Source organism: Amycolatopsis sp. CA-161197 (assembly GCF_050942255.1).
In the GTDB taxonomy this organism is placed as follows: domain Bacteria; phylum Actinomycetota; class Actinomycetes; order Mycobacteriales; family Pseudonocardiaceae; genus Amycolatopsis.
The window spans coordinates 7,380,035-7,406,563 of record NZ_CP192059.1 but is presented as its reverse complement, the minus strand read 5'-3'; the positions used below and the strand labels follow the sequence as shown (position 1 = coordinate 7,406,563).

At 71.8% G+C, this 26,529-nt stretch carries 25 protein-coding genes and 1 riboswitch; of the genes, 13 read left to right on the top strand and 12 right to left on the bottom strand.

Annotation, left to right across the window (positions count from 1 at the left end; all coding sequences use genetic code 11):
• The first annotated feature begins 23 nt into the window (after positions 1-23).
• Positions 24-1,535: a GTPase ObgE gene (gene obgE, locus ACQPXB_RS34900; RefSeq protein WP_432845860.1), complete on the top strand. Its 1,512-nt coding sequence runs from the start codon at positions 24-26 to the stop codon at positions 1,533-1,535.
• Complete coding sequence (gene proB / locus ACQPXB_RS34895) at positions 1,532-2,638, top strand: glutamate 5-kinase (protein ID WP_432845859.1); 1,107 nt, start codon at positions 1,532-1,534, stop codon at positions 2,636-2,638. Before obgE ends, proB begins: the two co-directional genes overlap by 4 nt.
• A gap of 48 nt (positions 2,639-2,686) precedes the next feature.
• Here the strand turns inward: proB and ACQPXB_RS34890 are convergent, their stop codons facing one another.
• Both ACQPXB_RS34890 and ACQPXB_RS34885 read right to left on the bottom strand, forming a co-directional pair.
• Positions 2,687-3,664: an aldo/keto reductase gene (locus ACQPXB_RS34890; protein WP_432845858.1), complete on the bottom strand. Its 978-nt coding sequence runs from the start codon at positions 3,662-3,664 to the stop codon at positions 2,687-2,689.
• Between the two features lie 44 nt (positions 3,665-3,708).
• Positions 3,709-4,287, bottom strand: a complete 579-nt coding sequence (locus ACQPXB_RS34885) for a DJ-1/PfpI family protein (protein ID WP_432845857.1) — start codon at positions 4,285-4,287, stop codon at positions 3,709-3,711.
• Between the two features lie 91 nt (positions 4,288-4,378).
• Here ACQPXB_RS34885 and ACQPXB_RS34880 point away from each other — a divergent pair, with 91 nt between their 5' ends.
• Positions 4,379-4,942, top strand: coding sequence for a TetR/AcrR family transcriptional regulator (locus ACQPXB_RS34880; RefSeq protein ID WP_432845856.1), 564 nt, complete (start codon positions 4,379-4,381; stop codon positions 4,940-4,942).
• A 675-nt stretch (positions 4,943-5,617) separates the two neighbouring features.
• On the opposite strand, the gene ACQPXB_RS34875 is transcribed toward ACQPXB_RS34880, so the two are convergent.
• A complete protein-coding gene (locus ACQPXB_RS34875) occupies positions 5,618-6,334 on the bottom strand; it encodes an SDR family oxidoreductase (protein WP_432845855.1) in 717 nt (238 codons plus the stop codon).
• A 58-nt stretch (positions 6,335-6,392) separates the two neighbouring features.
• Between ACQPXB_RS34875 and ACQPXB_RS34870 the strand changes: the two genes are divergently transcribed.
• The gene (locus ACQPXB_RS34870) at positions 6,393-6,977 is read left to right on the top strand and encodes a TetR/AcrR family transcriptional regulator (RefSeq protein WP_432845854.1); all 585 of its coding nucleotides are present in this window, start codon (positions 6,393-6,395) and stop codon (positions 6,975-6,977) included.
• On the opposite strand, the gene ACQPXB_RS34865 is transcribed toward ACQPXB_RS34870, so the two are convergent.
• A complete protein-coding gene (locus ACQPXB_RS34865) occupies positions 6,967-7,581 on the bottom strand; it encodes a TetR/AcrR family transcriptional regulator (protein WP_432845853.1) in 615 nt (204 codons plus the stop codon). The genes ACQPXB_RS34870 and ACQPXB_RS34865 overlap by 11 nt on opposite strands.
• 90 nt (positions 7,582-7,671) lie before the next feature.
• Between ACQPXB_RS34865 and ACQPXB_RS34860 the strand changes: the two genes are divergently transcribed.
• Complete coding sequence (locus ACQPXB_RS34860) at positions 7,672-8,865, top strand: FAD-dependent oxidoreductase (protein WP_432845852.1); 1,194 nt, start codon at positions 7,672-7,674, stop codon at positions 8,863-8,865.
• 27 nt (positions 8,866-8,892) lie between these two features.
• Here ACQPXB_RS34860 and argS read toward each other — a convergent pair whose 3' ends face one another.
• From argS to ACQPXB_RS34845, 3 genes are all read right to left on the bottom strand, one after another.
• Positions 8,893-10,620, bottom strand: a complete 1,728-nt coding sequence (gene argS, locus ACQPXB_RS34855) for an arginine--tRNA ligase (protein ID WP_386952262.1) — start codon at positions 10,618-10,620, stop codon at positions 8,893-8,895.
• A gap of 70 nt (positions 10,621-10,690) precedes the next feature.
• Positions 10,691-11,980 (bottom strand): MFS transporter, encoded by a 1,290-nt coding sequence (locus ACQPXB_RS34850; RefSeq protein WP_432845851.1) that lies wholly within the window; start codon positions 11,978-11,980, stop codon positions 10,691-10,693.
• Positions 11,981-12,351: 371 nt separating this feature from the next.
• Complete coding sequence (locus tag ACQPXB_RS34845) at positions 12,352-14,460, bottom strand: RecQ family ATP-dependent DNA helicase (RefSeq protein WP_432845850.1); 2,109 nt, start codon at positions 14,458-14,460, stop codon at positions 12,352-12,354.
• Between the two features lie 322 nt (positions 14,461-14,782).
• On the opposite strand from ACQPXB_RS34845, the gene nadD reads away from it, so the two are divergent.
• The 5 genes from nadD to ACQPXB_RS34820 are packed head-to-tail and all read left to right on the top strand — an operon-like array spanning position 14,783 to position 18,043.
• A complete protein-coding gene (gene nadD / locus ACQPXB_RS34840) occupies positions 14,783-15,382 on the top strand; it encodes a nicotinate-nucleotide adenylyltransferase (protein WP_366189846.1) in 600 nt (199 codons plus the stop codon).
• A gap of 45 nt (positions 15,383-15,427) precedes the next feature.
• Positions 15,428-15,847 carry a ribosome silencing factor gene (rsfS, locus tag ACQPXB_RS34835; RefSeq protein ID WP_364054799.1) on the top strand — a complete coding sequence of 140 codons (420 nt, stop codon included), beginning with the start codon at positions 15,428-15,430 and terminating at the stop codon, positions 15,845-15,847.
• Positions 15,844-16,458 (top strand): histidine phosphatase family protein, encoded by a 615-nt coding sequence (locus tag ACQPXB_RS34830; RefSeq protein ID WP_360600462.1) that lies wholly within the window; start codon positions 15,844-15,846, stop codon positions 16,456-16,458. The genes rsfS and ACQPXB_RS34830 overlap by 4 nt, the downstream gene beginning before the upstream one ends.
• Before the next feature lie 3 nt (positions 16,459-16,461).
• Entirely contained in the window at positions 16,462-17,190 is a 729-nt protein-coding gene (gene octT / locus ACQPXB_RS34825; protein ID WP_432845849.1) for a diglucosylglycerate octanoyltransferase, read from the top strand.
• Between the two features lie 4 nt (positions 17,191-17,194).
• A complete protein-coding gene (locus tag ACQPXB_RS34820) occupies positions 17,195-18,043 on the top strand; it encodes a DegV family protein (protein WP_366583865.1) in 849 nt (282 codons plus the stop codon).
• A gap of 22 nt (positions 18,044-18,065) precedes the next feature.
• Here the strand turns inward: ACQPXB_RS34820 and ACQPXB_RS34815 are convergent, their stop codons facing one another.
• The 3 genes from ACQPXB_RS34815 to ACQPXB_RS34805 are packed head-to-tail and all read right to left on the bottom strand — an operon-like array spanning position 18,066 to position 19,954.
• Positions 18,066-18,629, bottom strand: a complete 564-nt coding sequence (locus ACQPXB_RS34815; protein ID WP_366583864.1) for a TetR/AcrR family transcriptional regulator — start codon at positions 18,627-18,629, stop codon at positions 18,066-18,068.
• 13 nt (positions 18,630-18,642) lie between these two features.
• Positions 18,643-19,467 (bottom strand): oxidoreductase, encoded by an 825-nt coding sequence (locus ACQPXB_RS34810; protein ID WP_432845848.1) that lies wholly within the window; start codon positions 19,465-19,467, stop codon positions 18,643-18,645.
• A gap of 46 nt (positions 19,468-19,513) precedes the next feature.
• Positions 19,514-19,954 carry a nuclear transport factor 2 family protein gene (locus tag ACQPXB_RS34805; RefSeq protein WP_432845847.1) on the bottom strand — a complete coding sequence of 147 codons (441 nt, stop codon included), beginning with the start codon at positions 19,952-19,954 and terminating at the stop codon, positions 19,514-19,516.
• A gap of 182 nt (positions 19,955-20,136) precedes the next feature.
• Between ACQPXB_RS34805 and ACQPXB_RS34800 the strand changes: the two genes are divergently transcribed.
• Positions 20,137-20,886, top strand: a complete 750-nt coding sequence (locus ACQPXB_RS34800) for a helix-hairpin-helix domain-containing protein (protein WP_432845846.1) — start codon at positions 20,137-20,139, stop codon at positions 20,884-20,886.
• Positions 20,886-23,267 carry a ComEC/Rec2 family competence protein gene (locus ACQPXB_RS34795; RefSeq protein ID WP_432845845.1) on the top strand — a complete coding sequence of 794 codons (2,382 nt, stop codon included), beginning with the start codon at positions 20,886-20,888 and terminating at the stop codon, positions 23,265-23,267. Before ACQPXB_RS34800 ends, ACQPXB_RS34795 begins: the two co-directional genes overlap by 1 nt.
• Positions 23,268-23,293: 26 nt before the next feature.
• Here ACQPXB_RS34795 and thrC read toward each other — a convergent pair whose 3' ends face one another.
• A complete protein-coding gene (gene thrC / locus ACQPXB_RS34790; RefSeq protein WP_386952283.1) occupies positions 23,294-24,559 on the bottom strand; it encodes a threonine synthase in 1,266 nt (421 codons plus the stop codon).
• 13 nt (positions 24,560-24,572) lie between these two features.
• Positions 24,573-24,706: riboswitch (SAM riboswitch) on the bottom strand.
• Positions 24,707-24,871: 165 nt separating this feature from the next.
• On the opposite strand from thrC, the gene holA reads away from it, so the two are divergent.
• Complete coding sequence (gene holA, locus ACQPXB_RS34785) at positions 24,872-25,843, top strand: DNA polymerase III subunit delta (protein WP_366583858.1); 972 nt, start codon at positions 24,872-24,874, stop codon at positions 25,841-25,843.
• A gap of 213 nt (positions 25,844-26,056) precedes the next feature.
• Here holA and rpsT read toward each other — a convergent pair whose 3' ends face one another.
• Entirely contained in the window at positions 26,057-26,317 is a 261-nt protein-coding gene (gene rpsT / locus ACQPXB_RS34780; RefSeq protein WP_220242854.1) for a 30S ribosomal protein S20, read from the bottom strand.
• Between the last annotated feature and the right edge of the window lie 212 nt (positions 26,318-26,529).

Here is a 26,529-nt window from a genome sequence, read left to right as displayed (position 1 = left end):
CGCGAGTGAAGTGAGGCAGTGCCATGGCGTCCCGGTTCGTGGACCGCGCGGTGATCCACCTGACCGCCGGTGACGGGGGCAACGGCTGTGCCTCCGTGCACCGCGAAAAGTTCAAGCCCCTGGGCGGCCCGGACGGTGGCAACGGCGGCAACGGCGGCGACGTCACGCTCGTCGTCGACCCCAACGTGCACACCCTGCTCGACTTCCACTTCCGCCCCCACGCCAAAGCGGGCAGCGGCAAGATGGGCATGGGCAGCAACCGCAACGGCGCCGCCGGCGAACCGCTGGAGATGCGCGTGCCGTCCGGCACCGTCGTCTTCACGGAGGACGGCGAGCTCGTGGCCGACCTCGTGTCGCCCGGCACCACGTTCATTGCGGCCCAGGGCGGCCGCGGCGGCCTGGGTAACGCGGCGCTGGCGTCGAAGGCCCGCAAGGCCCCCGGCTTCGCGCTGCTGGGCGAGCCCGGCGAGTCGCGCAACCTGGTGCTGGAGCTGCGTTCGGTCGCCGACGTCGGCCTGCTCGGCTTCCCGAGCGCGGGCAAGTCGTCGCTGATCTCCGTGCTCTCGGCCGCGAAGCCGAAGATCGCCGACTACCCGTTCACCACGCTCGTGCCGAACCTCGGCGTGATCACCGCCGGCTCCACCGTGTTCACGATGGCCGACGTGCCGGGCCTGATCCCGGGCGCGTCGGAGGGCAAGGGCCTGGGGCTCGATTTTCTGCGCCACATCGAGCGGTGCGCCGTGCTGGTGCACGTGGTCGACTGCGCGACGCTGGAGCCGGGCCGCGACCCGGTGTCCGATGTGGACGCTCTGGAAGCGGAGCTCGCGAAGTACACCCCGGGCCTGGGCGGCAAGCTCGACGAGCGCCCGCGCGTGGTGGTGCTGAACAAGATCGACGTGCCGGAGGCGGCCGAGCTGGCGGAGTTCGTGCGGCCCGAGTTCGAGGCCCGCGGCCTGCAGGTGTTCGAGGTCTCGACGGCTTCGCGCAAGGGCCTGCGGGAGCTCACGTTCGCGCTGGCGAAGGTCGTGGAGGAGTACCGCGAGGCGCAGCCGGTGCTGGAGCAGCAGCGGATCGTGCTGCACCCGCTGGCCGTCGACGACAGCGGCTTCACCGTCTCGGCCGACCCGGAGGAAGAGGGCGCGTTCATCGTCCGCGGTACGCGCCCCGAGCGCTGGATCCGGCAGACGAACTTCGCCAACGACGAGGCCGTCGGCTACCTCGCCGACCGGCTCAACCGGCTCGGTGTCGAAGACGCGCTCGCGAAGAAGGGTGCGAAGCCGGGCAGCCCGGTCACGATCGGCGACGTGCAGTTCGAGTGGGAGCCGTCGTCGCCCAGCGTCGCGGTGCACCTGTCCGGGCGCGGCACGGACGTGCGACTGGAGAAGAGCGACCGCATCGGTGCCGCGGAGCGCAAGGAAGCCCGCCGGATCCGTCGCGACGGGACCGGCGAGGACGAGCCGTTGTCCGGCGAGGACTCCGACGACGCCGGCTTCGCGGACGATTTCGACGACGATCTGGAGGAACTGGACCGGTGAGCGGCACGCGCGTCGAGATCGCCGAAGCCCGCAGGCTCGTCGTCAAAGTCGGTTCGTCGGCGCTGACGACCGCCGGCAGCGGCCTGGACGTCAAGCGGCTCGGCGCGCTGGTCGACGCCATCGCGGCGCGCGTGGCCCGCGACTGCCAGATCGTGCTCGTGTCCTCGGGCGCGATCGGCGCGGGGCTGGCGCCGCTGTCGCTGGGCAAGCGCCCGCGTGACCTGGCCACGAAGCAGGCGGCGGCGAGCGTGGGCCAGCTCGCGCTGGCCCACGCGTACGCGGAGTCGTTCGGCCGGTACTCGCTCACCGTCGGCCAGGTCCTGCTGACGTCCGACGACGTGGTGCGCCGCGCGCACTACCGCAACGCGCAGCGCACGTTCTCCCGGCTGCTCGCGCTCGGCGCCGTGCCCGTGGTGAACGAGAACGACACCGTAGCCACACAGGAAATCCGCTTCGGCGACAACGACCGCCTCGCGGCCCTCGTCGCCCATCTCATCGGCGCCGACGCGCTGATCCTGCTGTCTGATGTGGACGGTCTCTACGACGGCGACCCCCGCGACGGCGCCACCCGCAAGATCGCCGAGGTGATCAGCGAGTCCGATGTGGAGGGCATCTCCGTCGGCATGTCGTCCTCGGGCCTGGGCACGGGCGGCATGGTCTCGAAGCTCGCGGCCGCCCGCACGGCCGCAGGCGCCGGCATCCCTGTGCTGCTCGCCGCCGCGGTCGACGCCGCGGGCGCCCTCGGCGCGGCCGACGTCGGCACAGTCTTCGCCCCGGCCGACACCCGCCTGTCCGCGCGCCGTTTCTGGCTCGGTTACGCCGCCGACTCGTCCGGCCGCCTCCGGCTCGACGACGGTGCCGTGGCCGCGATCGTGCGCCGCCGTTCGCTGCTGGCGGCCGGCATCACCGGCGTGATCGGCAAGTTCGAGGCGGGCGACGTCGTGGACCTCGTCGACGCCAAGGACGTCCCGGTCGCGCGTGGCGTGGTGGCGTTCGACGCGAGCGAGCTGCCGGACCTGATCGGCCGGTCGAGCCACGAGGTTCCCGTGGAGCACCGCCGTGAGGTCGTCCACGCGGACGATCTCGTGCCGCTGCGTCGTTGATTTCCGCGCCCCGGTGTCACCGCGTTTTCCGGCGGCACCGGGCCGCCCTCAGCCGTTCGTCTTCGCCAGCCCGTCGGGCGTGTCGCGATCTCCCGCCACCGCCGTGCGCGGCACGGCGGCTTCGCGCCGGGCGAGGTCGGCTTCGCTGAGCGACACGTCCGCGGCGGCGGCGTTCTCGTCGAGGTACTTCCGGCGTTTGGTGCCCGGGATCGGCACGACGTCGTGGCTCATCACCCAGGCCAGCGCGACCTGGCCGGGCGTCACGCCCTTCTCCTCGGCGAGCTCGCGAACCCGGTCCACCAGCACGAGGTTGGCCGCGATGTTCTCCGGCGAGAACCGCGGGAGCCCGCGCCGCGCGTCGCCGGGGGCGAGGTCGTCGACGCTACGGATCGTGCCGGACAGGAAGCCGCGGCCGAGCGGGGAGAAGGCGACGAAGCCGATGCCCAGCTCGTCGACGACGGCCTTCACACCGTTGGTCAGGGCCTCCTGGCTGAACAGGGAGAACTCCGACTGCAGCGCGGTGATCGGGTGCACCGCGTGGGCGCGGCGGATCGTCGCCGGCGCCGCCTCGGACAGCCCGAGGTAGCGCACCTTGCCCTCCTGCACGAGCGCGGCCATGCCGCCGACGGTGTCCTCGATCGGCGTCGCCGGGTCGACCCGGTGCAGGTACAGCAGGTCGATGCGGTCGGTCCCGAGGTGGCGAAGGGAGCGTTCGACGGCCTTGCGGGCGTACCGGGGGCTCCCGTTCGGGCCGTGGAAGGTGCCGTCGTCGTCGATCTCGGTGGCGAACTTGGTCGCGAGCACGAGCTCGTCGCGCCGGTGCCCGAGGGCGCGGTGGATCAGCTTCTCGTTCTCGAACGGGCCGTACGCCTCCGCGGTGTCGATCAGCGTGATCCCGAGGTCGGCGGCGTGGCGGAGCGTGGCGATCGACTCCTCGTCGTCGCGCTCCCCGTAGAACGCGCTCATCCCCATCGCGCCGAACCCCTCGGCCGAGACTTCCAGACCGCCGAGTTTCCTCATCCGCATGGGCTTCGCTCCTGTTCGCTCACTGTCCTCAATGTACGGTCCGGTCACTGCGCGCGCAGCCGCTCGATGATCACGGCCAGCTCCCGCGGCAGGTCGCCGGGGCGCCGGGAGGTGACGATGTGGCCGTCGGTGACCACCGGCTCGTCGACGTAGGTCCCGCCGGCTTCGGCGATGTCGCTCTCGACGTGGTGGAAGCCCGTCATGGCGCGGCCGTCCGCCAGGCCCGCCTTGGCGAGGACCCGCGGGCCGTGGCACACCGAGCCGATCGGCTTGTCGCGCTCCGCGAAGGTGCGCACGAACGCCACGGCGGCGTCGTTCGCCACGAGTTCCTCGGGCGCGAGCCCGCCGGGCACGTACAGCGCGTCGTACGCCTTCGGGTCGGCGTCGGCGAGGGGGAGCGTGTCCTGCAGGGTGGTGCCGCGGTAGCCGGTGAGCAGACCGCCGGCCGGGGTGATCACGTCGACGTCGTAGCCCTCCTCGACGAAGCGGTAGTAGGGGTAGAAGAACTCGACGTCCTCGACCTGGTCGGCGGTCAGGATCGCGACCCGGCCTGTTTTTCGCTGCGCCATCGGAACGGGCTTGCGGTTGTCGACTCCGGGAACGGCCGTCTCACGCGTGGTCATGTCTGAACTCCAAAACGAACGAACTGGATGGTTCGGTATCGACTATAGCACCGAAAGAACCAGATGGTTCGGAACGCTCTATGCTGGCGGGATGCCACGCGACGCGACGGAGACCAAACGCCGGGTCCTGGAGGCCGCCTACCGCGAGTTCGCCGCGTACGGCCTGGCCGGCGCCCGGGTCGACCGCATCGCCGCGAACGCCGAGGCCAACAAACGCGCCATCTACGACTACTTCGGCTCCAAGGAGGAACTGTTCGACACCGTCGTCGTCGAACGGCTCCTGACGGGCATGGAAACCGTCCCCGAAACCTGGGACGACCTGGCCCGCTTCGCCGGCGCGGTGTTCGACTACTACGCCTCCGACCCCGACCGCGCCCGCCTCACCCTCTGGCGGCAGCTGGAACGCCCGGAACCCACCACCCGCGAACTGGAGTCCTTCGGCGCCAAACTCGCCGAGATGCGCGCTGCCCGCCCCACCGACGAGGCCATCGACACCGCCGACCTCTACGCCCTCATCTGGGCCCTCCACCACACGGCGATCCTGTACCCCAGCGCCCTGCGCCCGGGCTCCACCACGGACCACGCGCGGCTGCGCTCCGCCGTCGTGGCCGCGGTGGGCCGCCTGAGCCTGCCCTGGCGCGACCCCCTGGCCTGACGGCACTGCTTCGGGCGGCCGACGTCGGTGCAGGGCCTCGCCGGTCTCCGGCGCTCGGTCGGCGGCCGCACGCCACGGTGGGCGGGCTGAGTATTGGCGCGGGCCGCCGGGCTGGCGGCGCTGCTCCGGCTGGTCGACGTTCGGCGAGGTTCGCCATGCAGATGGCCTTCTCGTTTGCGTGGCTGGGGCCGATGGTGCCGAGCTTGGGTGGCTGTCATGGCCGTGGTGGGCCGCTGAGGGTTGGCGCGAGATGCGAGCCGACGGCGCCAGTCGGGTCGCATCGGCGGGCGTTCGCGCGAGGGTCTTTTCAAATGGCCGAGCTTCCCCGTTGGCTGCCGACGATCTCCGGTGCGAGTAGGCGTGGCACGGGCCGCCGCGGGCAGCTTGGCTGAGCGTGCCATGGCGGGGGAGTCAGAACTGACGGCGTCAGTCGATGCGGTCAGCGGGTGTGGGCGGCGCGCCGGGCTGGGCGGGCCCGTTGCGTTGCGGGGTCTCCGGCGCTGCGCAGGTGTGGCTCCGGCCCGCTGCTGGCCGGGCGAGCATGCCGCGGGAGCTCGCCCATCGGCGAACTGGGCGCGCCGCTCTCGGAGGTCGAGTGCGGCGACTGTCCGGCGGCCGAAACCCGTGTCACAGCGGGACTTGAGCCGGGATCACGGCCCAAGTCCCGCGGGGGCGTCAGAGCGTGATCAAGCGCGCGCCGCCGTCGGTTTCCAGGACGGTGCCGGTCGTGGTCGGGTTGGTGGCGGCGAAGACCACGGCGTCGGCGACGTCGTCGGCGGACGCGACCTGCCGGGTGGGCAGGGCGGAGGCGACCTGCGCGAAGTAGGCCGCGCGTTGGTCGGCTGGGAAGGAGCTCCACCAAGCCGTGTCGACCACGCCGGGTGAAACGGCGTTGACGCGGATCGGTGCCAGTTCCGCGGCCAGGGGTTTGATCGCGGCCTCCAGTGCGCCGTTGATCGCCGCCAGGCCGGTCGTGCCCGGCATGCCGGTGCGGGCGCTGATGGCGGTGACCAGGGTGATCGACCCCGTCGGCGCGAGTCTCGGCAGTACGGCCTGGATGGTGGTGAGGTGCGCCCAGAACTTCGCGTCGAAGGCGCGCCGCAGCATGCCCAGGTCGAGGTCCGCGATCGGGCCCAGTCCTTCGCTGCCGCTGAGGCTGACGACGAGGGCGTCGTTCTGCCCGATCGTCTCGGCGAGCGTGGCCATGGCGGCCGCGTCGCCGCCGTCGGCCTGGTGGCCGGTGAGGCCGGGGTCGCCGGCCGCCAGGTCGTCGAGCCGCTCTTTGCCGCGGCCGGTGACGTGGACGTCGAACCCGCGTGCGTGCAGCTTGCGCGCGGTCGCGAGCCCGATGCCCGAAGTGCCCCCAGCGACGAGGGCCTTGTGGATGCTCATGTGATCTCCTATTTCGAACCGTGACGTCTCGTCTCGAATTACGCTACCATCGGTTCCCGTGACCGACCAGCCCCTCGGCAGCCGCCCCGGCCGCAAGCGCAGCGCCGCCAGCCGCGACGCGATCCTCGTTGCGACCTTGGAACTCATCGCGGAAGTCGGGTACGCCGGCCTGACCATCGAAGGCATCGCGGCGCGCTCCGGCTCGGGCAAGCAGACCGTCTACCGGTGGTGGCCGTCCAAAGCGGACGTGCTCATGGAGGCGCTCGCGACCAAGGCCGACCTGATCGTGCCGGTGCCCGACCACGGTGACCTCGCGGCGGATCTGAGCGAGTTCCTGCGTGACACGTTCGCGCTCGGCGGCAAGCAGACCGTCGCCGACACGCTGCGCGCGCTGATGGCGCAGGCGCAGGTTGACCCCGCGTTCGGCGACCGCTTCCGCGAAGACTTCCTGCTGCGCCGCCGCGAGGTGCTGGGCCGGATCGTCGACCGCGCGGCCGAGCGGGGCGAGCTCCCCGCCGGTGTCTCCCGCGAAACCTTGATCGACGTCGTGTTCGGCACCCTCTGGTACCGCCTGCTCGCCACTCGCACGGCGGTGGGCCCCGAGCTGGCCGACGAGCTGGTGGCCCTGATCGTCAGGGCTTGAGCGCCCGCACGATCCGGGCCAGCTGCTCCGCGTAGCCCTCGGCGAACTCCGCCGAGCCCGGGTCCTGGCCGGTGAGCGCGCGGGCCACGCGCGGGAATGCCAGCGACGCGCTGGCCGCGGCCATCAGCACGAGCATGAGCGCCGCCGGATCGACGTCGGCCGGGAAGTCGCCGGCCTCCTGGCGTGCGCGGACGTAGCCGAGCTGGCGCTGCAGGAACTCGCGCTGGGCTTCGACGCCGACCGCGTCCGGCTCGCCGTCGGTGAGGTTCTCCCAGAGGAACAGGCGGCCGAGGTCGGCGTCGGCGAGACCCGAGCGCACGAACTCGGCGGCGACGTCCGCGAGCTCGCGATCCGGCGCGGTGATCGTGGTGAAGCCGTCGAACACCGGGCGGTTCAGCTCGGTGTAGAGGCCTTCCTTGCCGCCGAAGTAGTACGAGATCAGCTGCTTGTTCACGCCCGCCCGTGCGGCGATCTCGCCCACGCGCGCCGCGGCGTAGCCCTTGCTGCCGAACTCCGCTTTGGCCGCCTCGAGGATGCGCGCCTTCGTGCGCTCGGGGTCGCGCTGACGTTCGCGCGGCGCACGGCGGGGGCTGTTCTCGGGCACGGGATCAGCCTAGTCGATGACTCAATCATCTCCACGGTTGACTTAATCATCCATGCGGATAATTATGGAGTGATCCGAGAGGGGAAGACCATGAACTTGCGAGTTGCCGTCGTCGGCGGCGGGACGGGTGGCCTGTGCCTGGCCCACGGCCTGGTGCGGGCCGGCGTCGAGGTGGCCGTGTACGAACGCAGCCGCACGCGGACCGAGCGGCTGCAGGGTTACCGCGTGCACATCGATCCGCACGGGGCGGCCGCGTTGCACGAGTGCCTGCCGCCCGTCGCGTGGCAGAGATTCCTTGCGGCGACGGGGGAAAGCGCCCACGAGTTCGCCTTCGTCACGGAGCAGCTGCGCGAGCTCGCGGTGATGCGCGAACCCGCCGCCGCGGATCCGGCCGCCGCGCACCACTCCGTGAGCCGGATCTCGCTGCACCAGGTGCTGTCGACCGGACTCGACGGAATCCTGTGGCACGACAAGGAGTTCGTGCGGTACGAGACCGGGCCTAAGGCCGTGACGCTGCACTTCGCCGACGGCACCACGGCCGAGGCCGACCTGGTGATCGGCGCGGACGGCGCGAGCTCGCACGTCCGCGCTCAGCTCCTGCCGCACGCGCGACGCGTGGACACCGGCATCGTCACGATCGTCGGCAAGACCCCGGTTTCCGAGGCGGCAGAACGGTTCAAGGCCGGACCGGTCTACGTCGTGGGGCCGCCCGGGTGCGGCATGTTCACGGCGCCGCACCTGTTCCCCGAGGTCGCGGTCAACGACGAGACGGCCGAGGTGGACCCCGTGCTGTTCGACAACACCGGCAGCTACGTGATGTGGGCGTACGGCTTCCGCCGTCTGTCCACATCGGACGAAAGCTTGCGCGACACGGCGCTGTCGGCGATCCGCGGCTGGCATCCCGACCTGGTCCGCCTGGTCGAGAACTCACCCGACGCGTCCGTGAGCCGGCTGCCGATCCTCACGTCGCTGCCGGTCAAGCCGTGGGAGCCGGGCCCGGTGACGTTGCTCGGCGACGCGGTGCACAGCATGACGCCGTTCCGCGGCATCGGGGCCAACACGGCGTTGCGTGACGCGCAGTTGTTGTGCCGCAAGCTTTCCGCGGGTGATGACGTGCGCGTGGCCGTGGGGGAGTACGAGCGCGAGATGCGGAAGTACGGGTTCAAGGCGGTGCGCACGTCGGCCCGCAGTGCCGAGCAGTTCGTGTCGGAGAGCCGGCTCGGCCGCGTGGCGACGCGGGGGATGTTCCGCGCGCTGGGTGCGGTGGCGAAGCTGCGGGGTTGAGGCCGGGTGCCCCGACCCCGCCGTCGGTCAGAGCCGGCGCGGTGCTTCGATGCCGAGCAGTTCCAGGCCGAGCACGAGCGTGCGCGACGTGAGCGTGGCCAGCTGGACCCGCGACGCCCGCAGCTCCGGCGTCTCCGCGGTGAGGACCGGGCACTGCTCGTAGAAGCGGGAGAAGGTCACGGCCGTCTCGTAGAGGTACGTACACAGCTTGTGCGGCGCGTACGCGCTGGTCGCCGAGCGGAGGGCTTCGCCGAAGCGCAGCAGCGTGAGGGCGAGGGCGCGTTCGGCCGGCTCGGCCAGGGTCACCGGCGCGGCCACGCTCTGGTCACCGGCCTTCGCGAGGATCGACTCGATCCGTGCGTGCGCGTACTGCAGGTAGACCGACGTATTGCCGTCCTTGGCCAGCATGCGGTCCCAGTCGAAGACGTAGTCGCGCTCGCGGTCGCCGGAGAGGTCGGCGTACTTCACCGCGCCGATGCCGACGGCGCGCGCCACCTCGCGCTGTTCGGCCTCGCTGAGCTCACTGCGTTCGGCGACGACGCCGGCGGCCTGCGCGACGGCCTCGGCCAGCAGGTCGGCGAGCTTGATCGTCTCGCCGGCGCGCGTGCGCATCACCTTGCCGTCTGCGCCGAGCACGGAGCCGAAGCCGATGTGCTCGGCGTGCACGCCGTCGAGCCAGCCTGCGGCGCGGCAGACGGCGAAGAGCATCGCGAAGTGCTGCGCCTGCGGCGTGCCGACGACGTAGAGCAGGTCGGTGGCGCCGCGTTCGGTGGTCCAGTACTTCGCGGTGGCGAGGTCGGTGGCCGCGTAGCCGTAGCCGCCGTCGCGCTTGCGCACGATCAGCGGCAGCCGGTCGCCTTCGCGGTTGTGGAAGCCTTCGGGGAACACGCAGACGGCGCCGTCGCTGAGCTCGGTGAGCCCGTCGGCCTCCAGCTCGTCGACGACCTTGGCGAGGTAGGGGTTGTAGAAGCTCTCGCCGTAGATGTCTTCGTCGGTGAGCGTGATGCCGAGCAGGTGGTAGACCTCGTTGAAGTGGCGGGTGGACTCGTCGACGAGCCCCTGCCACGTGGCGAGCGTCTCGGCGTCGCCGCTCTGCAGTTTCACGACGCGCTCGCGCGAGCGCGTGGCGAACGCTTCGTCGGAGTCGAACTTCCGGCGCGCGGCCTGGTAGAACTCGTTGAGGTCGCCGATGCCGCTGGGCCCGGCGGGCGGTTCGTCGAGCAGGTGCTCGATGAGCATGCCGAAGGGGGTGCCCCAGTCGCCGAGGTGGTTGTGGGGCAGCACTTCGTGGCCGGCGAAGCGCAGCAGCCGCACGATCGCGTCGCCGATCACCGACGAACGCAGGTGCCCGACGTGCATTTCCTTCGCGACGTTCGGGCTGCTGTAGTCGAGCGCGATGCGCTTTCGGTGCGTGGCGGGCTCGACGCCGAGTCGTGGGTCATCGCTGAGCGCGTCGACGCCGGCTTCGAGCCATTCGCGGCGGAGCACGAAGTTGAGGAAGCCGGGGCCGGCGATCTCGGGCGGCTCGGCGAGGTCGGTGATCTCGAGGTGTTCGACGATGGCGGCGGCGACCTCGCGCGGCGGGCGGCCGAGGCGTTTGCCCAGGCTCATCGCGAGGTTGCACTGGTAGTCGACGCCGTCGCGGGTCGAGACGGCGATGAGCGCGTCGGCCGGGGCGATGTCGACGTCGAGCGCGCGGTGGAGGGCGTCCACCACGCGTCGGGCGAGTTCCTCACTAACCTCGGGCTTGCGCACGGTGTCCCTCCTTCTTCGCGTAGCCGGTTCGCCGCAGCGTAGCGACTCGGCCGGAGCGCGCTCGAAGGGATTACCGCAGTTCGCTGCCCTTCGTCTCGGGCAGGCGCAGCACCACGAGGAACGCGATGGCCGCGGCGACCGCGACGTACCAGAAGAACGCCGTGGCCGCGCCGGCCGCGGACAGCGCGCTGAGCACGAGCGGCGCGGTCCCGCCGAACAGCGCGACGGTGAGGTTGTACCAAGCCCCGATGCCCAGCCCGCGCAGCTCGGTGGGGAACAGCTCGCTCATGATCGCGGGCGCCAGCGACGTCATCGCTGTGTACAGGCCCAGGCCCACGCAGAACACCACGAGCAGCCCGCCGAGCCCGGGCCGCACGAGGAAAGACAGCGGCACGATCACCAGCGCCGTCGCGCCCGACCACACGAGCAGCTGCGGCCGGCGCCCGACGCGGTCGGCGAGTGCGCCCATCGGGTACTGCAGCGCCACGAACAAGGCGGTGGCGATCGAGAGCGCGAGGAACACGTCGACGTCGCTCGCCCCGCGCGTCTTCACGGCGAAGGAGGTGAGGGCGCTGAAGAAGGTGTAGTAGCAAAGCGTGGACAGCATCGTGAAGCCCACGAGCTGCCCGACGGCCTTGGGGTGGTGCGTCAGCGTGGTCAGCAACGGCCGCTCGACGCGCCGGGCCTGCTCCTTTTTCTGTTCGAACAGCTCGGTTTCCGCGAGGCTGCGCCGCAACCAGAGGCCCACGAGACCCAGCACCCCGCCCAGCAGGAACGGGATCCGCCAGCCGAACGACGCGAGCTGCGCCTTGTCCATCGTCCGCGCCAGCACGAACCCCAGCACGGTCGCGACCAGCACCGCCGATCCGGTCGAGATGTAGAAGAACGACGAATACCGCCCGCGCCTCTTCGCCGGCGCGATCTCCCCGAGGTACGCCGACGCGTTCGACACCTCACCACCCAGCGACAGCCCCTGCGCGACCCTCGCGACCAGCAACAGCACCGGCGCCAGCCACCCCACCTGCGCGAACGTCGGCAACACGCCGATCGCCACCGACCCGCCCGCCATGAGCGCGATGGTCAGGATCATCGCCGGCTTGCGCCCGTGCACGTCCGCGAACCGCCCGAGCAGCACCCCGCCCAGCGGCCGGAAGAAGAACGCCAGCGCGTAGGTGGCGAACGTGTTGATCAACGCCAGCGCATCGTTGCCGGAAGGGAAGAACGCGCCCGCGAAGTAGATGCTGAACGTCGCGTAGATCGTCCAGTCGAACCACTCCAGCGCATTCCCGGCACTGGCGGCGAACAACTTCCGCACCGGCAACCGGTGCCTCGTCGCGACTTCCGCCGTCGATCCGCCCATCGCGACCTCCACGTCCCGCTCGGGTGGAACGGCACTGTGCCAGAAATGCCCGGAGATCGGTAGTTCTTCACCGACCGGAAGTGGGTTTGGTTGGTGGCTTCGGCGGTCTGGACCCCTGCGCGGGTGGGGTGGCGACGGTTCGTGTCACCGCCGTCGCCCAGTTCGTTGCGCGTGCTCCGAGCCAGTCGGCGCCGCGAGGCAGCGGACCATGTCGTGCGGTCGCAACGGAGTCGCCACGGTTGCCGTTGGCGGTGGCCGAGCGACTGTCGACCCCGGGCAGGCCGGGGCCGTGCGCACGGCCGCCGTTGCGGGTGGGGTGGCGGGGCCGCGTGTCGCGGTCCGCGGGTGGTTCGGCGGGTCGTGCGGCGGGGTCAGGAGGTGCTGGCCAGACCGAAGGGCAACACCGCCTTCGCGCCCGCTTTGCGGAGGAGGCGGGACGCCAGGGTCATGGTCCAGCCGGTGTCGATGACGTCGTCCACGAGGAGGATGGGGCCGGGGGTCTCGGCGACGCGGGTGGCGACGTCGGCGGGCAGGGAGAGGCGCTGCCAGAGGTCGGCGAGGCGCTGGGCGCTGTTGGCCTGGCGCGGGGGCGGGCCGGCGGAGTCGAGCGTGCCCAGGTGTTCCAGCCGGCCGATGGTGGCGAGCCGCTCCGCGAGGTTGGCGACCAGGACCGGCCGCGTTGCCGACGGCACGGCCACGACGGCCGTCGGGCGTTCGGCCCAGGGCCAGGCCGCCAGGACCTTCACGCAGGCCTGGAACACCGACTCCGGGACCACGTCGTCCACCGCGCCCGGGCCGACGAGTTCGCGCAGCCGCGAGCCCCAGCCGACGTCGGTGAGGCGGCCCAGCACCTGGCCCGGCTCGGCCTGCTCGGTGGCGGCGATGCGGCCCGACAACGGCACGTCGAGACCCTTCATCCCGCTGGGCCACTGCTTGCGCGGCGCCACCTCGACGCCCGGCCGGTCGAGCCGCTCGCGCGTGGCGCCCACGACCTCGTCCGACACCGCCGTGTCCCAGTGCTGCCCGGTGCAGTTGTCGCAGCGGCCGCACGGCGCCGCGTCCGGGTCGTCGAGCTGACGGCGCAGGTACTCCATGCGGCAGCCGGGCGTGGAGAGATAGCCGAGCATCGCCGACTGCTCAGCCTCGCGCGCTTTCGCGACCCGGGCGTAGCGGTCGCGGTCGTACTGCCACTCCTGGCCCGTGCTCTCCCAGCCGCCGCGCACGCGCCGGACCGCGCCGTCGACGTCGAGGACCTTCAGCACCATCTCCAGCCGCGAGCGCGACAGCTCCACGGTCGGCTCCAGCGCGGCAGTCGACAGTGGACGGTCGGCGTACGCGAGCGAGTTCAGCACCTGCGACACCCGCAGCTCGTCGGGGAACGCCAGCGAGCCGAAGTACGCCCAGATCGCCTTGTCCTCGCGGCCCGGAAGCAGCACGACCTCCGCGCGCTCCACACCGCGGCCCGCGCGCCCGACCTGCTGGTAGTACGCGATCGGCGACGACGGCGCACCCAGGTGCACCACGAACCCGAGGTCCGGCTTGTCGAACCCCATCCCGAGCGCCGACGTGGCCACGAGCGCCTTGACCCGGTTGGCCAGCAGGTCGTCTTCCGCGGCCTGGCGGTCGGCCGGGTCGGTCTTGCCCGTGTACGCCGCCACCGGGTAGCCGCGCTCGCCGAGCAGCGCCGCGACGTCGTGGGCCGCCGCGACCGTGAGGGTGTAGATGATGCCGGACCCCGGCAGCTCGGCCAGGTGCTCGGCGAGCCAGGCCAGGCGCGCCTGGTCCGTCGGCAGTTCGGCCACGGCCAGCCGCAGGCTCTCGCGGTCGAGCGGACCGCGCAGCACGAGCGTGTCGCCGCCGGTGCCGATGCCCAGCTGGTCGGCGACGTCGGTGGCCACGCGGTCGTTGGCCGTCGCCGTGGTGGCCAGCACCGGCACGCCGTCGGGCAGGTCGCCCAGCAGTGTGCGCAGCCGGCGGTAGTCGGGCCGGAAGTCGTGGCCCCAGTCGGAGATGCAGTGCGCCTCGTCGACCACGAGCAGCCCGGCGCTTGCGGTGAGCTTCGGCAGCACGGCGTCGCGGAAATCGGGGTTGTTGAGCCGTTCGGGGCTCACCAGGAGCACGTCGACGTCGCCGGCGACCACCGCCGCCTGCACCTGGTCCCACTCCTGCGCGTTGGCCGAGTTGATGGTGGCCGCGTGGATCCCGGCACGCGCGGCCGCCGAGATCTGGTTGCGCATGAGCGCGAGCAGGGGCGAGACGATGACGGTCGGGCCGGCGCCCTGCTCCCGGAGCAGGGCTGTGGCCAGGAAGTACACGGCCGACTTGCCCCACCCGGTGCGCTGCACGACGAGCGCGCGCCGGTGGTGGGCGACGAGGGCCTCGATCGCCGTCCACTGGTCTTCGCGCAGGGTCGCGGTTTCGCCGGCGAGCGACCGCAGCAGGGTCTCGGCACGCTCGCGAAGGGCTTCGGTGGTGTCCACGTCCCCGGTCTACCCCATGCGACCGACAGAACGGGAGCCGGACGCGGCACGAACGGACCGTTCGCGACCGAATACCCGCAGTTATGTGACTCACATCACAATCAAGACTCGCGTAAGGCGCCCCGGGTTCCTGGCTCTCCTCGGACAACCGGTGCCTCTCGGGGGAGGTGACCGGTCGCCCGGCGATGCCCCCTTGACCGCCGGAGCGTGGCGCGCGGGCTCGGCCTCCTCCTGGGGAGCGGGCAGGCCGGGTTCGCGCGTTAGCGACATCGCAGGCCGAACGGGGAGCCCTCGCGCGCCCGCGCGTATAGGCTCACCGGCTATGTCACCACGCCGGATCGGGGTCATGGGCGGCACGTTCGACCCCGTGCACCACGGTCACCTCGTCGCGGCCAGCGAGGTCCAGTCGCGCTTCGCGCTGGACGAGGTCATCTTCGTCCCGACCGGGCAGCCGTGGCAGAAGTCCGAGCGCGTCGTGACCCGGGCCGAGGACCGCTACCTGATGACGGTGATCGCCACCGCGTCCAACCCGGTGTTCTCCGTGAGCCGCGTCGACATCGACCGCGGCGGCCAGACCTACACCGTCGACACGCTGCGGGACCTGCACGAGGAGTACCCGGACGACCAGCTGTTCTTCATCACGGGCGCCGACGCGCTGGAGCAGATCCTCACCTGGCACAAGGCCGACGAGCTGTTCGACTTCGCGCACTTCATCGGCGTCACGCGGCCCGGCTACCGACTCAACTCCCACCACCTGCCGAGCGGCAAGGTCAGCCTCGTCGAGGTCACGGCGATGGCGATCTCGTCCACCGCGTGCCGCGAACGGGTGGAGCGCGGCGAGCCCGTCTGGTACCTCGTGCCCGACGGCGTGGTCCGCTACATCGCCAAGAAGGACCTGTACCGCAAAGACCGAGGTGAGTGACCGGGTACCCTCGTCCGGGCGTACCCCGAACCCTGAAGGAGCACTGTGGCAGCGACGTCCGAGGCACGAGAGCTGGCCGTCGCGGCCGCGCACGCGGCAGCCGACAAGCTGGCCAGCGACGTGGTCGTGCTGGACGTGTCCGACCAGCTCGTGATCACCGACGCGTTCGTGATCGCGTCCGCGCCCAACGAGCGGCAGGTCGGTGCGATCGTCGACAACGTCGAGGAGAAGCTGCGCATCGGCGGGCACAAGCCGGTCCGCCGTGAAGGGGCCCGCGAGGGCCGCTGGGTGCTGCTGGACTACGTCGACGTCGTCGTCCACGTGCAGCACCAGGAAGAGCGCTCGTTCTACGGCCTGGAGCGGCTGTGGAAGGACTGCCCGCGCATCGAGGTCGAAGGGCTCGAGCCCGCCGCCGCGGCCGATCGCGACGCCGCCGCGGACAGCGCGGACGGTCTGGACGCGTGAGCCTGAAGCGGCTGCTGCTCTGGCGGCACGGCGAGACGGACTACAACGCCGCCGGCCGCATGCAGGGCCACCTCGACTCCGCGCTGACCCCGGTCGGCTGGAACCAGGCGCGCTTCGCCGTACCCGCGCTCGCGCGGTTCTCACCCGACCTCGTGATCGCGTCGGATCTGCACCGCGCCACCGACACGGCCACGGTGCTCACCGAAGCGATCGGCGTGCCGTTGCGCATCGACAAGCGCCTGCGCGAGACGCACCTGGGCGAGTGGCAGGGCATGACCGGCCCCGAGGTCGACGCCGCGTATCCCGGAGAGCGCGACAAGTGGCGCACCGACGCGGCGTGGGCGCCTCCGGGCGGGGAGTCCCGAGTGGACGTCGCCGGCCGCGCGGGCGAGGTCGTGAACGACCTGCTGCAGCCCAATTCCGACGCCGGCGAGTCGGTGCTGCTCGCGTCGCACGGCGGCCTGATCGTGGCGCTCACGGCGAAGCTGCTCGGCCTGCCGATCGAGATCTGGCCCTCGCTCGGCGGGATCATGAACTGCCACTGGGTGGAGCTCGGCCGCCGCGACGACGCCTGGCGGCTGTATGCCTACAACGCGGGGATCACCGGCTGATCGATGGGCCCGCACCTGCTCGTCTTCGGTGATTCGCTGAGCTTTCACGGACCGGTCGGTCCCTGTGCCGCCGACGAACCACGCCTGTGGCCCAACGTCGCGGCCACCGCGCTCGACGGGCACGCCGACGTGGTCGCCGGCATCGGCTGGACCGCGCGCGACGTGTGGTGGTCGCTGACCGGAGATCCGCGCGTGTGGGCCGATCTGCACCACGCGGACGCCGTCGTGCTGGCGATCGGCAGCATGGACACGCTCCCGTCGCCGCTGCCGACCTACCTCCGCACCGGCTTGCGTTACCTCCGTCCCGACGGCGTGCGCCGCGTCGTGCGCGGTGCGTATCTGGCCGCGCAGCCGCGGTTGTCCGTCGTGTTGCGGGGCCGGCCGGTGGTGCTGCCCGCGAAGCTGACCGTGCACTACCTGGACCTCGCTGTGGAGGCGTTGCGCGTGCTGAGGCCCGAGCTGCCGATCTTCGGGATGCTGCCGTCGGTGCACCGCGCCGACGCGTACGGCCGCGTCCACACCGCCCGTCCCGCCGCGGCCGCCGCGATGGCCGAGTGGGGCGTGCGCCTGGACGTGCCGCTGCTCGATCTCCCCGCTGTCGTGGGTGATCACGTGCTCGGCGGCGAGGGCAACCCCGACGGCATGCACTGGGGCTGGGCGGGCCACGAAGCAGTCGGCACGGCCATGGCGAAGCTGATGACACCGGCTTTGCGCCCCGGCCACGTAGGCTGACGGCGTGTCGGTCGCCGTGGTCACGGACTCCACCGCCCACTTGCCGGAGGGCTTCGCCGACCGGCACTCGGTGCGTGTGGTGCCTCTGCACGTCCTCGTGGACGGCGCCGTCTCCTACGACGGCACCGAGATGGGCCCGGCCGCCCTCGCGGAAGCGCTGGGGGAGCGCAAAATCGTCACCACGTCACGGCCCACGCCCGCCGAGTTCGCGACCGTCTTCCGGGCCGCGCTCGACGACGGCGCCGAGTCCGTGGTCTCGGTGCACTTGTCCAAAGAGCTCTCCGGCACGTGGGAAGCCGCCGTGCTCGCCGCGCAGGAGGTCGGTCCCGACCTCGTGCGCGTGGTCGACTCGCGCACCACGGCCATGGGGCTCGGGTTCGCCGCGTTGCACGCCGCGATCGCCGCCACCGCGGGAAAGTCGGCGGTCGACGTCGAGGCGGCCGCGGTCGACGCCGCCGGGCGCTCGTCCACGCTCTTCGTGGTCGAGACCCTCGAGCACCTGCGCCGAGGTGGCCGGATCGGGCCCGCCGCGGCGCTGCTGGGCACGGCGCTCGCGGTGAAGCCGGTGTTGCACATGTCCGAAGGCCGCATCCTTCCGCTGGAAAAGGTCCGGACCATGAACCGGGCCATGGCACGGCTGGTCGAGCTGGCCGTGGCGGCGGCCGGCGAAGGCCCGGTCGAGCTCGCCGTGCACCACCTCGCCTCGCCGGAACGAGCCGTCGAGCTGGCCAACCGCCTGGAGGAAGCCGTGCCCGGCTGCGCAGGCGGCTGCGTGGTCTCGGAGCTGGGTGCCGTGATCGGCGCGCACACCGGACCGGGCGTGCTCGGCGTGGTCGTGCAGCGCGAGCGGTGATCCTCCTTGGCCGGTAAGGGTTTCAGCCCTTACCGGTGGTGAAGCCCGCGAGGAACAGCTCCAGCCACCGCGCCCGCACTGCCGGCTCGACGTCCGTCGGCGCCGTGAGGATGAGCAGGTAGAAGTCGTCGGCCGTCACGTCGTCGCGCAGCTTGCCGTCGCGCTGGGCGGCCTCGATCATCCGAGTCGTGGCCGCGCGGCTGCGGCTTTCCTGCTCGGGCGTGAGGTATTCCGCCCCCACGTTCTGCGCCGCGGCCTTCACCGCCCGGTCCGCGGCCGCCGCCTCGACGATGTGGCTGACCAGCGCCGAGATCTCGCCCATCGCGTCGGCCCCGCCGGCCACCCGTTGCGCCGCCGCCTCGATCGCCTCGGTGATCAGCTGGCTGTGCTCGCCGATCACCGCCGTGACGAGGTCGGTTTTCGTCGGGAAGTGCCGGTACAACGTGCCGACGGCGACCCCCGCGGCCTCGGCGATCGTGTCCATCGGGACGTCGGGGCCGAGCCGGGTGATCTGCTCCCGCGCCGCGTCGAGGATCTTCGTGCGGTTGCGCACCGCGTCGGCGCGCAGCGGGCGGGACGGCTCCATCGGTTCTCCGGGGTCAGCTCGCGAGCGCCCTCGTGATCAGGGTGTCGAAAGCGCGGTCGGGCAGGGCGCGGCGCAGGAAAATCAAGGGCTTCGCGCCGAAACCCGCAGCGTAACGTGTGCGCGGGCGCCGGGCGGTCGCAGCCTTGGCGACGGTCTTCGCGATCACGGACGGCTGGGACATCATCCGCGCGTTGATGCCCGAGTTCATGCCCTTCGCCAGCTTCCCGGCCAGGTCCGAATACGCGCCCTTGCCCGAGACCTCCGTCATGTGGTCCACGGCGATACCGCCCCACTCCGTCGCGATCCCACCGGGCTCGACCACGACCACGTCGATCCCGAACGGCCGCACCTCCATCCGCAGCGAGTCGGAGAACCCCTCCAACGCGAACTTGGTGCCGTGGTACCAGGCGCCCAGCGGGGTGTAGATCTTGCCGCCCATCGAGGAGATGTTCACGATCCGGCCCGAGCGTTGCGCCCGCATCACCGGCAGCACGAGCTGGATCAGCCGCGCGGCCCCGAAGACGTTCACCTCGAACTGGTAGCGGGCCTCCGACAAGGGCACGTCTTCGACGGCGCCATACGAGCCGTAGCCGGCGTTGTTCACCAGCAGATCGATCCGGCCGGACTCCGCGACGATCGCCGCCACGGCCTTCTCCACCGACTCCTCGTCCGTCACGTCCAGCGCGAGCGTCCGCACCCCACGTTCGGCGAGGTCCGCCATCCGCTCCACCCGCCGCGCGGCGCCGTAGACCGTGTAGCCACGCTCCAGCAGCTCCCGCGCGGTGGACTCTCCGATACCCGACGACGCGCCCGTGACCAGGGCGACCTTGGGGGCCATGACCAACACCTCCTGAAAGTGAACCAGGACTCAGGTTTATCATGAGTCACCGTTCACTTTCAACCGGGCGGATTTCACCGGGGTCGTTCTCGGCGGGGTCTCCGTCGACGGCGGCGAACGAGTGGTGCTCGTGCGTCACCACCCAGCGGCCCTGGTCCTTGCGCAGGCCGATGGTCAACCGCAGGTGGTGGTCCGGTGGATCGGCGGGGGTGCCGCAGCGCAGGAGTGCCCAGGCGAACGCCACGTCGTCACCAGCGGTCACGTCGAGCTCCAGGATGGTGAACGTCGCGCCTTCCGCCTGCCAGGCGAAAAACGGCGGCCAGGTCTCGCGGTACGCGTCGATCCCGCGGACGCCTTCGTGGGGCGGCGGGACGTCGAACATCACGATGCCGTCGGAGTGGCCGGTGAGGACGCCGTCGAGATCTCCCGTGTGGACGGCGGTGGCCCAGTTTTCGATCAGGGTGCGGATCTCGGTTTCGTTCGTCACGGTGGGGCCCTTCCCGGTGAGCGCCGTCGAGAGCGGCGATGGGCGACAGCATCGCACCGAGGGCGGACCGGAACGGGCGTTCCGCCGCCGCGGAGGCCGAGTTGTCCACAAGGGGGCAGTTATCCACAGGTCGCCGGATTCGGGCTGGTGGCCGATGTCGATCAGCGCCTAGCGTCGCACGTGTGTTCGAGCAGACCGCCCGTGATCCGGGCACTCCCGTGAACGCCAGGCTCGCCTGGCTGGCCGACCAGCTGGCGGCGGGCCCCCGCACCGTCGGGCCCGGCGGCCGGCTGGTCCGGCGCTGGCTGCCCGGTGGTGCCGACCCGGCCCACCCCGGTCTGCCCGGCGTGCTGAAAAGCCCGCGTGTCCTCGTCGGACTGGGGCTGGTGGTCGTGGCCGTGCTGATCGCCGCGGGGTTCGCGGTGTTCAGCGGGTCGCCCGCGACGGAGGTGGCGCCGTCGCTGCCGAGTGCGAAGGCGCACCCTTCCGTCGCGGCACCGGCGTCCTCGACCTCGGCGAAGCTGGTGATCAGCGTGATCGGCCACGTCCGCGCGCCCGGCCTCGTCACCGTTCCGGCCGGCTCACGCGTGGCCGACGCGGTGCGGGCCGCCGGTGGCGCGGACCCCGGCACCGATCTCTCCAGCCTGAACCTCGCCCGCAAGCTCACCGACGGCGAGCAGCTCGCGGTCGGCATCACGGTCGCGTCCTCGGCCCCGGCCGGCGCCGGCGCGGCTCCGGGCAAGCTCGACCTCAACTCGGCCACGCCTGAGCAGCTCGACACCCTGCCCGGCGTCGGCGAGGTCACCGCCGGCCGCATCATCGACTGGCGCACCCAGCACGGCGGCTTCTCCAGCGTCGAACAACTTCGCGACGTCGAAGGCATCGGCGAAAGCAAGTTCGAGAAATTGCGCGAGCAGGTGACGGTCGGATGATGTTCGTCCAGCAGGACGCCGCGCCGTCGTGGCGTGACCACGACCTCCGGCTCGTTCCGGCGGCACTGGCGGCGTGGGGTGGCACCCTGGCGGGCCTGCGGCTCGGGTGGTGGGCGGCCGAGGTTTTCGGAGTGGTGGCGGCGGTTTTGTCGGCCGTGCTGCTCGCGCGGCGGCGTGGGCGGTGGCTCGGCGCGGCCGGCGCGCTGCTGGTGCTGGGGCTCGTCGTGGCGCTGCCGACGGCGTGGCGCATCAGGGGAGCGGAGCAGGACCCGCTCGGCCAAGCCGCGGCGCACGGGGTGACCGCCACGGTCCGTGTCGAGGTCACCGAGCGACCGCGGCCGATCCACAGCGCCGGCTACGCCGATCAGCAGGCGGGCACGCGGTCGGTGGCCATCGACGCCCGGGTGGAATCGGCCACTGTGGACGGTCGGCCGGTGGTGTCCACCGGCCGGGTCCTGCTGCTCGCGCCGGTGGCCGGGTGGGGCGCTCTCCTGCCGGGCCAGGAGGTCACGGCGGCGGGCCGCCTGGCGCCGGCGCGCGGGGGTGAGCTGACGGCCGCGGTCGTCTACCTGCAGGGCGCTCCGGTCGGGGTCACGCGGGCGCCGTGGTGGCAGCGGGCGGCCGCGGCGTTGCGGGTGGGGCTGCACGAGCTGTGCGCGGTGCTGCCGGAAGAGCCGGCGGGGCTGCTGCCCGGACTGGTTCTGGGTGACACGAGTGCGTTGCCGGAGCAGGTCGAGCAGGAGTTCACGGAGTCGGGGCTCACGCACTTGATGGCTGTCAGCGGGGGAAATCTCGCGATTCTGTGCGGCTCGGTGTTGCTGTTGTGCCGGTTGCTGCGCATCGGGCCGCGGGTGTCGGCCGTCGCGGCGGGGTTGTGCCTGGGTGGCTTCCTGATTCTCGTCGGTCCGGCGCCGAGCGTGCTGCGGGCGGGAGTGATGGGCGGGGTGGCGCTGCTGGCGCTGGCTTTGGGCCGGCGTGGCTCCGCGTTGCCGGCGCTGGCGTTCTCGGTGTGCGTGCTCGTCGCGTGGGATCCGGTGATGGCGGCGGACTTCGGGTTCGCGCTGTCGGTGTTCGCGACGGCGGGGCTGGTGCTGCTGGCGCCGAGGTGGGCGGATTCGCTGGTGCGCCGGGGGATTCCGCCGGGGTACGCGGAAGGGATCGCGGTGCCGCTGGCGGCGTTCGTGGTCACCGCGCCGGTGATCGCGGGCATGGCGGGCACGGTGAGCCTCGTCTCGGTGGTGACCAACGTGCTGGCGGCGCCCGTCGTCGCGCCGGTCACGGTGCTCGGGGTGCTGGCCACGGTGGTCGGGCCGTGGTGGCCCGGGGCCGGGCACGTGCTGGTGCACCTGGCCGATCCGGAGGCGCGCTGGCTGATCACCGTCGCCCGGCACGGCGCCCGGGCGCCGGGTGCGGTGCTCACGTGGCCGGGTGGCTGGTGGGGCGGGGTGTGCGCGGCCGGGGTGCTGGTCGTGGTGGTGGTCGCGTTCCGGTTCCGGCGCGCGCGGCTGGTGGTGGCGATGGGACTGGTGGCGGTGCTGCTGATCGTGGTGCCACCACGGGTGCTTTCGCCCGGCTGGCCGCCGAAGGGCTGGGCGATGGTGGAGTGCGACGTCGGCCAGGGCGACGCCGTGGTGCTGGCCACGGCGGAGGCCGGGCGGGCGGTGGTCGTGGACACCGGGCCGGAGCCGGGGCCGGTGGACGAGTGCCTGCGGCGGCTCGGCGTGGATCGGATCCCGCTGCTGGTGCTCAGCCACCTGCACGCCGACCACATCGGCGGGCTGTCGTCGGTGTTCGACGGCCGCGCCGTGGGGGCGATCGCCGTCGGGCCCGGGCGCGCGCCGGCGTGGGCGTGGCAGCAGGTGTCGCAGGAGGCGGCGACGCACCACGTTCCGTTGCTGGAGCTGAGCGACGGGCAGCGGCTCGACTGGCCGGGGCTGTCGCTCGACGTGCTCGGGCCGCGCTACGTCACGGCGCGGGCGGCCGCTCTGCAGGACGGCACGATGATCAACAACAGTTCCGTGGTGCTGCGCGCGACCACGGCGGCCGGGAGGGTGCTGCTGACCGGAGACGTGGAGCTGGCCGCGCAGGCCGACCTGCTGGCCGAGGGAGTGGACCTGCACGCCGACGTGCTGAAAGTTCCGCACCACGGCAGCAGGTACTCGTTGCCCCAGTTCCTCGAGGCGGTGGGCGCGCGGGCGGCGATGATCAGCGTGGGTGCGGGCAACAGCTACGGGCACCCGGCGAAGTCCACAGTGGACGTGCTGGGCACGTTGGGTGTACTGGTGACGCGGACCGATGTGGACGGTGACACGGCCGTGCTGCCCGGTGCCGGCGGGCCGGCGGTGGCGCGCCGGGGTGAGCCGCGCGGGCCGCCCCGCTAGGGGTGCGGCCCGCGGGCCCGGTCAGCTCAGAGGCCGAGGGCCTTGCTCACGGCCTCGGCCGACGGGGGCACGGTCGCCTTCGGGCCGATGCGGCCTTCGAGGGCGTCGAGCGTCTTGAGGCCGTCGCCGGTGATGAGCAGCACGGTGTCGGCCTCGGGGTCGAGCTTGCCGGTCTCGATGAGCTTCTTCGCCGTCGCGACGGTGACGCCGCCGGCAGTCTCGGTGAAGATGCCTTCGGTGCGCGCGAGCAGCCGGATGCCCTCCACGACCTCCTCGTCGCTCACGTCCTCGATCGCACCGCCGGTGCGGTTGACGACGTCGAGCACGTAGGGGCCGTCGGCGGGGTTGCCGATCGCGAGCGAACGGGCGATGGTGTCGGGCTTCACGGGCTGGACCACGTCGTGTCCGGCGCGGAAGGCGGCCGAGACGGGGGAGCAGCCGGTGGCCTGCGCACCGAACACCTTGTAGGGGCTGGCTTCCACGAGACCGAGCTGGCCGAGCTCGCGGAAACCCTTGTCCACCTTGGTCAGCTGCGAGCCCGAGGCGATCGGCACCACGATCTGCTCCGGCAGGCGCCAGCCGAGCTGCTCGGCGACCTCGTAGCCGAGCGTCTTGGAGCCTTCGGAGTAGTAGGGGCGCACGTTGACGTTGACGAACGCCCACGTCGGGTGCTCGCCGGCGAGCTCGGTGGCGAGGCGGTTGACGTCGTCGTAGTTGCCGTCGACGGCGATCAGGTCACCGTCGTAGACGGCGGTGGTGAGGATCTTGGCGCGCTCGAGCGACTTCGGGATCAGCACGACCGACCGCCAGCCGGCGCGGGCCGCGGCGGCGGCCGTCGCGTTGGCCAGGTTGCCGGTCGAGGGACACGCGAGGACCTCGAAGCCGAACTCGCGGGCCGCGGCCAGCGCGACGGCGACCACGCGGTCCTTGAAGGAGTGCGTGGGGTTGCCGGTGTCGTCCTTGACCCACAGGGACTTCAGGCCCAGGGCCTTGGCGAGGCGGTCGGCCTTCACCAGACGGGTGGCGCCGGGTTCGGTGTTCGGGATCTCCTCGACGGTCGAGGGGACGGGAAGGAGCTTCTTGTAGCGCCAGATGTTCTTGGGGCCGGCCTCGATGTCTTCGCGGCGCACGCGGCCGAAGTCGTAGGCGACCTCGAGCGGCGAGAAGTCCTCCGCGGACACGAACTCCGGGGCGAGCGGCTGCCGGTGGCCCTCTTCCTTCGACACCAGTTCGACGGCCGGACCGAGGTCCAGGGTCTTCTTGGTGGAGGTCGTGCCGAGGGTAACGGTCATCGCGAGGTTCCTTTCCTCATCTGCCCCGCAAACGCGGGCCGGAATTGGCACCGTGGTCGTCAGCTATCCCGCAAATTCGGGAAGACAGGCTGTACGCCGGTTGCCGGGGCTTCGTCGGGCCGTTCCCTCTGCCCCTCTGGATGAGCGGTGTTCAGTTGTCGGCGCGCCGCGGTGTTTCCGGTGGAGCTGTGTTTCCGGCGGAGCGGGGCGCTGCCTCGGGTACACCGTACGACATGGCGATCACCTCGTGCCACGGTGGCGGCGCACATCACCGGAGCGGGCGCGGGGCCGGGCGGGTGAGAGGATGGCGGGGTGACCACCGCACCCGCGCCGCTCCACCTCGTCCTCGGTGAGGAAGAACTGCTCATCGAGCGGGCTGTCCGCGCGTCGCTGGACGCCGCGCGGGCCATCGACTCCACGGCCGAGATGACGCGCAACCGGGTGTCCGAACTCACACCGCCCGTGCTCGCCGAGCTGGTGAGTCCTTCGCTGTTCAGCGAGGGGCGGGTCATCGTGCTCGACTCCGCGCACGACATCTCGCAGGAGCTGGCGGACGCGGTGATGGCGTACCTCAAGGCGCCCGCCGACGGGATCGTGCTCGTGGTCGTGCACAACGGCGGCGGGCGCAGCAAGGCGGCCAAGGCGCTGCCCGCGGCGCTGAAAAAGGCGGGCGCGGAGATCACCGAGTGCCCGAAGCTGACGAAGCCGGCCGAGCGCGAGTCGTTCGTGCGCAACGAGGTGCGCCGCGTCGGCGGCAAGATCGACGCCGCGGGCGTGATGGCGCTGATGGACACCGTCGGCTCCGACCTGCGTGAGCTGTCCTCCGCGGCGACGCAGCTCGTCGCCGACACCGGTGGCGTGGTCGACGAGCAGGCCGTGCGCCGCTACCACACCGGCCGCGCCGACGTGACCGGCTTCGCCGTCGCGGAGAAGGCCGTGGGCGGCGACCGCGCGGCGGCCCTGGAGTCGCTGCGCTGGGCCATGCAGCTGGGCGTGCCGCACGTCCTGGTCGCCGACGCCCTCGCCGACGCCGTGCGCACGATCGCCCGCGTGTCCGCCGCCGGCCGCGGCAACCCGAACCAGATGGCCGGCGAGCTGGGCATGCCGCCGTGGAAGATCCGCAAGGCGCAGGGCCAGTCCCGCGGCTGGGGCCAGGACGGCCTCGCCACCGCCATGCGCGTGGTCGCCCGCCTGAACGCCGAGGTCAAAGGCGTGGCAGCCGACGCGGACTACGCCCTGGAACGCGCGGTCGTCGAGGTCGTCGCCGCCAAGGGCGAACGCTGACCCTGCTCGCCTCGGCAGGCCCCGAATCGCCGAACGGTGAGGCTGAACCCGTCGCTCCGAAACGGGCAACGCGCCGGACCGGTACGCAGCCGTGAGGGCGCGCCAGTCCAGGCAACTGTGTGCGTCGAGAACGGTCGAGAACACACGAAAAAGCCCGGCGACCAGGCGGTCACCGGGCTCTTTCAGGTCTGGCAGGGTGTCGCTGCGATCAGCTCAGAGCTGGTTCGCGCGCTTCGCGAGAGCCGACTTCTTGTTGGCGGCCTGGTTGGCGTGGATGACGCCCTTGGTGACGGCCTTGTCGAGCTTGCGGGCGGCGTCGCGCTGGAGTTCGAGGGCCTTGGTCTTGTCGCCGGAGTCGGCGGCCTCACGGAACTTGCGGATCGCGGTCTTCACCGAGGAGCGGATGGCCAGGTTGCGCTGGCGGGCCTTCTCGTTGGTGGTGATGCGCTTGATCTGGGACTTGATGTTGGCCATGAAGGCGTCCTGCTTTCGTCTCTGTGAAGGTCGCTGCCGCGTCGAAGTGGCTCCGGGCGCCTGGCGTCAAGACAGGCGCGGCCGGGTTTCCTCCCTGACGGAATGCCGCACGGCAACGACGGGAAAGCCTAACAGGCCTGCTCGCGGCCCCCTCGGGCGGCCTGCAGTGATCGGTTCGGCTACCGTGGAGACGGTAGTGCCTAGGGTTCGCC

Excerpts from the sequence above, each read along its gene's own strand:
- ACQPXB_RS34890 (WP_432845858.1), bottom strand. The coding sequence starts at position 3,664 with ATGCGGATGAGGAAACTCGGCGGTCTGGAAGTCTCGGCCGAGGGGTTC.
- ACQPXB_RS34880 (WP_432845856.1), top strand. The coding sequence starts at position 4,379 with ATGCCACGCGACGCGACGGAGACCAAACGCCGGGTCCTGGAGGCCGCC.
- ACQPXB_RS34795 (WP_432845845.1), top strand. The coding sequence starts at position 20,886 with ATGTTCGTCCAGCAGGACGCCGCGCCGTCGTGGCGTGACCACGACCTC.
- ACQPXB_RS34885 (WP_432845857.1), bottom strand. The coding sequence starts at position 4,287 with ATGACCACGCGTGAGACGGCCGTTCCCGGAGTCGACAACCGCAAGCCC.
- nadD (WP_366189846.1), top strand. The coding sequence starts at position 14,783 with ATGTCACCACGCCGGATCGGGGTCATGGGCGGCACGTTCGACCCCGTG.
- obgE (WP_432845860.1), top strand. The coding sequence starts at position 24 with ATGGCGTCCCGGTTCGTGGACCGCGCGGTGATCCACCTGACCGCCGGT.
- octT (WP_432845849.1), top strand. The coding sequence starts at position 16,462 with ATGGGCCCGCACCTGCTCGTCTTCGGTGATTCGCTGAGCTTTCACGGA.
- thrC (WP_386952283.1), bottom strand. The coding sequence starts at position 24,559 with ATGACCGTTACCCTCGGCACGACCTCCACCAAGAAGACCCTGGACCTC.
- ACQPXB_RS34860 (WP_432845852.1), top strand. The coding sequence starts at position 7,672 with ATGAACTTGCGAGTTGCCGTCGTCGGCGGCGGGACGGGTGGCCTGTGC.
- ACQPXB_RS34850 (WP_432845851.1), bottom strand. The coding sequence starts at position 11,980 with ATGGGCGGATCGACGGCGGAAGTCGCGACGAGGCACCGGTTGCCGGTG.
- ACQPXB_RS34815 (WP_366583864.1), bottom strand. The coding sequence starts at position 18,629 with ATGGAGCCGTCCCGCCCGCTGCGCGCCGACGCGGTGCGCAACCGCACG.
- ACQPXB_RS34810 (WP_432845848.1), bottom strand. The coding sequence starts at position 19,467 with ATGGCCCCCAAGGTCGCCCTGGTCACGGGCGCGTCGTCGGGTATCGGA.
- rpsT (WP_220242854.1), bottom strand. The coding sequence starts at position 26,317 with ATGGCCAACATCAAGTCCCAGATCAAGCGCATCACCACCAACGAGAAG.
- ACQPXB_RS34875 (WP_432845855.1), bottom strand. The coding sequence starts at position 6,334 with ATGAGCATCCACAAGGCCCTCGTCGCTGGGGGCACTTCGGGCATCGGG.